This is a genomic window from Myroides albus (assembly GCF_009711045.1).
GTDB lineage: Bacteria > Bacteroidota > Bacteroidia > Flavobacteriales > Flavobacteriaceae > Flavobacterium > Flavobacterium album_A.
Genome location: NZ_WMJX01000087.1, coordinates 1 through 4,426, shown reverse-complemented (window position 1 = coordinate 4,426; position 4,426 = coordinate 1). Strand labels below are relative to the sequence as shown.

General features: G+C 26.8%; 6 protein-coding genes. 5 read left to right on the top strand and 1 reads right to left on the bottom strand.

Going from position 1 to position 4,426, the window contains the following annotated elements:
• Positions 1-180: 180 nt before the first annotated feature.
• Complete coding sequence (locus GJV76_RS15210) at positions 181-402, bottom strand: helix-turn-helix domain-containing protein (RefSeq protein WP_155093435.1); 222 nt, start codon at positions 400-402, stop codon at positions 181-183.
• Between the two features lie 580 nt (positions 403-982).
• On the opposite strand from GJV76_RS15210, the gene GJV76_RS15205 reads away from it, so the two are divergent.
• From GJV76_RS15205 to GJV76_RS15185, 5 genes are all read left to right on the top strand, one after another.
• Positions 983-1,789, top strand: coding sequence for a hypothetical protein (locus GJV76_RS15205; protein WP_155093434.1), 807 nt, complete (start codon positions 983-985; stop codon positions 1,787-1,789).
• 44 nt (positions 1,790-1,833) lie between these two features.
• The gene (locus GJV76_RS15200; RefSeq protein WP_155093433.1) at positions 1,834-2,385 is read left to right on the top strand and encodes a hypothetical protein; all 552 of its coding nucleotides are present in this window, start codon (positions 1,834-1,836) and stop codon (positions 2,383-2,385) included.
• Positions 2,386-2,489: 104 nt separating this feature from the next.
• The gene (locus tag GJV76_RS15195) at positions 2,490-2,864 is read left to right on the top strand and encodes a hypothetical protein (RefSeq protein WP_155093432.1); all 375 of its coding nucleotides are present in this window, start codon (positions 2,490-2,492) and stop codon (positions 2,862-2,864) included.
• Positions 2,865-2,938: 74 nt separating this feature from the next.
• Entirely contained in the window at positions 2,939-3,283 is a 345-nt protein-coding gene (locus tag GJV76_RS15190) for a hypothetical protein (RefSeq protein ID WP_155093431.1), read from the top strand.
• Positions 3,284-3,653: 370 nt separating this feature from the next.
• A complete protein-coding gene (locus tag GJV76_RS15185; RefSeq protein ID WP_230381579.1) occupies positions 3,654-4,421 on the top strand; it encodes a phage integrase SAM-like domain and Arm DNA-binding domain-containing protein in 768 nt (255 codons plus the stop codon).
• Positions 4,422-4,426: the final 5 nt, after the last annotated feature.

Genomic DNA, 4,426 nt, shown 5'->3' with positions numbered 1-4,426 from the left:
TATGCTTAACTTAATGTCCAGGCTAAGTTACCAAGTCCATACACCTGAACAATTACAAGTTTAGGTGTATTTTATTTTTAGTGAGAATGAGTGTTTTACCTAAATAGTTATCTAAATACTCTTATCTTCTAGCAGGAATTAAATATGCAGATATATTATAATAGCTATTTGTATCAATAGCTATATTTGAGTTAAGTTTTCTAAGGGTATTTCTAGTGCAGAAGCTATTCTATATAATGTAAAAATAGTAGGATTAGTTCTACCTGATTCTATTCTAGAAATATTAGTAGTATCAATATTCCCCTCCATTAAACCTACTAATTCTACTTGAGACAAGCCTTTTAACTCTCTAGCCTGTTTCACATTTTTACCAATACTTTTTAATAAATCTTCTTTATTCATACTTGACATATTTGACAAGCTCAAGGAAAGATTTATATTTGCTTAACTTAATGTCATATATGACAACATTGTAATTAACTCAATAATCTTATAAAAACAAAATATGAAAGAAAAAAAGGAGATAGTTATAAGAAAAAAAAAAGATTTATAGTTTTTTAATATTCTTATTAAAGGGATTATGTATTCCTTATTTAATACTATTAGTTTATGTGCATTTTGGAGAAGTCAATGAGAGTGTTAGATCTATTAATAGAGGTAGCCTGTATGTTTCACTACCTTTTACAGAAATAGAATATTATTCTAACTTCTCAACATCTACTGATATAGACAACATCCATTATATAGTAATTCTTTATAATGTGTATATACCTTCTATTTTTGGTAGTTTATTTAATATCTATTTAATATTATGTGTTTTGACATTTATAGTTCTCTTATTAATAAGAAGATTCAAATTAGTAGTTATTTAAAAAATTAATAATTGTTTACTAATAAAACTAACTTTAATAGGTTGTTTTTAAAACTTATTTTTGTAAATACATATTCAAAATCAAAATAAGTCAAACTAAAAAAATAAAATATGAAATTAAAATTAATAATATCAATTTGTACTATAAGTACACTTTTTTTTGCTTGTAATAATGTGAGTGAAAAAGATATAACAGTTATTGATGAACTAGTTTTAGGCAAGAGTAACAAAGAGTTTATTCAACAATATGACACATTAAAAATTCCTTACACTAAATTTCTTACTACTTCAATACTTTCAAATTTAGAAGAATTTGATCAAAATACAATTGTCAAGGCTTATACTAAAGAGTTTAATCAATTATTAGGAAACTCTTCTATAGAACATTATGGTTTATATAATCAACAAGCATTTGATGGAACTAGTAATATTGTACAATTAAATGTTTTTCTAGGCTTTGTAAGTAATACATTAATATTTAATCCTTCAGGAGGGCTTGTTGATGCAACCAAAGAGACAGGTATAAAAACTTTTAATCAAGCATTACACAAAGATTTAGTTGTGAAAATAGAAAAAATGTTAATACAAAAATATGGAGAACCTGATAAAATTATCAAAGAGAATATAAATTTCTACTACTATGATAAAAATCAGACTAAAACACATAATACTTGGAATGATTATAATACAGAGCAGTTAGTATGGAATACTAATAATTTAGAAATAAGTTATTTTAAAGGAATAAATACTGATTCTTATTTTAATGAGAAATTTAATTATATGATTATGATAGATAAATCTCCAAGAAAAGAGAAACTCCAAGAAAATGATATTCAAGTATATGAATATCCATATATATCATATAGGTTAAATGAAAAAACAATTAAAAAATTGAAATTAGATATACCTAATATATAGTATAGATTAGATAAAAATATCTCTCAAATAAATTAGATTTTAATATGCTTAAATTAGTAGTAAAAATAATATTAAACAAGTTTCTCTTATTTTTGATACTATATTCTTCAAGTACAGTAGTAGCCCAAAACAAAAAAGAGGTAACAGATGGAATTTTTGTAACATTTCCTAGCACTCCAGAATACAGAGCTTTACAAGGTAATTTAACTTATTCAGGTAAAACTGAAAATGCTTTATATATGGCTATTGTAGTTAAAAATGTTATTCCTAATTATAGTGAATATGTACAGGCTCAAAAAACTTGGAGTGAAAAAGAAAAACAACAAATTATAGATGCTTTATTAGATAATGCAGTAAGAGGAAAACTAGACTATAGTGGCTCTACAGGTTCTAGCTCTAAAATTAAGAAAGGAAAATATGATGGTAGAGAAATACAGTTTCAAGCTATAAATCCTTTGACAGGTAATAAATGTACTGTAAAAGCAGTAATACTTCTTGTAAGAAATTCTCTAGTATCATTTGAAGTATGGGGGATGAAAGACTTTTTATCTTCAGGAGACAGTGATAATTATCTTAACTCTATTTCATTTTACTAGAGCTAAAAATTTTAAATAAATATACTTTCTAAATATTCAACAATTAACTAGCTTATAATGTTGTCATATATGACAATTTACTTTAATAATTAAACTTTTTAAAAATGAAAAAACTAATACCTTTATTTTTATTATTACTTTCTACAGTAGTAATTACAAGCTGTTCAAGTGATGATAACAGCAGTAGCAATAATAACCTAAACAATGTTGAAATTATACTTACTAAAGGAAAAGCATCATCATTAGAAGCAGATCCTTTTGGAGAAAATATGGACAATGATTTAGCTGATAAATTCAAATATAGCAATGTAGATAAGGTAACCTTTACATTACCAAAACACACTGAATATTTTACTCTTTATATACAAGGTAGTCAAAAACAACTTGGAGGTTATGTGAAAATTAATGGTAAGACTTGGGAATTTGATTCTCTGAATGGGTATTACTCAGGAACATATTATCTATTAGATTTTAAATAGTAAAACACTTATAAGTTTTAACCTCATTAACTTAACCATCATAAGATTTTATGGTGGTTTTTTATTTCAATACTATGAATGAGCTCTATAATACATTCTTGCTAGGTTCACAGTATCAAGAGCTAGAATTTTCTCTAGAAATAACTAAGGATAGAATTAAAGGATATGAATCTTATATCTACCTATCAAAATCATTACATAATAATCTTAAAGAATTTAAATATGAAATTGAACTATTATACCATTGGGATATTTTACAGGCAGTAATAATAAAAACAGATAAATACTTTATGAGTGCAGCAGCCTTTAAAAATATAAATCATAAAATGGGTAAACTTATTATAGATGAGAATGTATATTATATCTATAGTGTAAGTGATAAACTAAATTATAAAATTGTATTATCTTTATTATGTTAGTAAAAGGCTTACAAATAGGTTAACATATCTAATTAAAACCATATAACTTATTAGTATATAAAAAGATATGGGGATTGTTCGAATCCCTCTTTCTCCGCGAAATTATAAATGATAACTTTTTAAAAGTCATCAAAACAGCTTAAAACCTATGATTCTCAATGAATTATAGGTTTTTTCTTTTTTAGCCCTATCGCATTTTTTTCAAAAATGCTCATAAGGAATCGCTTAATTCATGGCGCAGAGAGAATGTTCTGTCCTGCGCCACAAAAATTAGCTAAATCCTAGTGATAGTAAGGGGTTAAAGAGATTTACATCTTGATTTTTGAGTGTTTTAATTCGACATTTATTACTAATTTTAAACAGTTGAATTATGCTAGAAAAACGCTTATCAATTAGTTTTTTCCTTAAAAAAGGAAGAGACGGAGGTGATTTAAGGATGGTTTACCTTAGAATCATTGTAGATGGAATCGCTAGAGAGACTTCCATTAGCCAAAAATGGGATATCAATAGATGGAACCAGAGGGCAGGTCGGGCAAGTGGCACGAAAGAAGATGCTAGAACCCTTAATTTTCTATTGGATACAATCGTATCTAAGATTAATCATTACAAATTAGAACTTGTAAGTAGTGGGCAACCTATTACAGTCTCTGTATTAATGGACTTTGTTCAAGGTAAAGGGTCTGATAAGAGTAAAGTCTTAGTAGAGTTTCAAAAGCACAATGAAGAAATTTTGGAACTAGTTCCTAGAGAGTATGCTCCTGGTACCTATGAGAGATATGTAACAGCAAGGTCTCATGTAGGAGAGTTTATTAAAAAGATTTACAATAAGGATGATATTGAGTTCAGAGAACTTGATCATGAGTTTATCCTTGAATATGAACACTATTTAAAGACTGTTAGAGCATGTTCTAACAATACGGCTATAAAGTATATCTCAAACTTTAAGAAGATTGTTTTAAGAGCAGTTGCAAAAGGAATTATTCCTTCTAATCCTTTTGCACAATACAAGCCTAAGAAGACTAAGCTTAATAAAAAGCCTTTGAGTAAAGAGGAGCTTTCTATTTTAGAGAAAAAAGAGATTAATAATGAAAGACTATCTATTGTAAGGTATCCACCCGACCAAGCCCATATTTCATAAGCTAA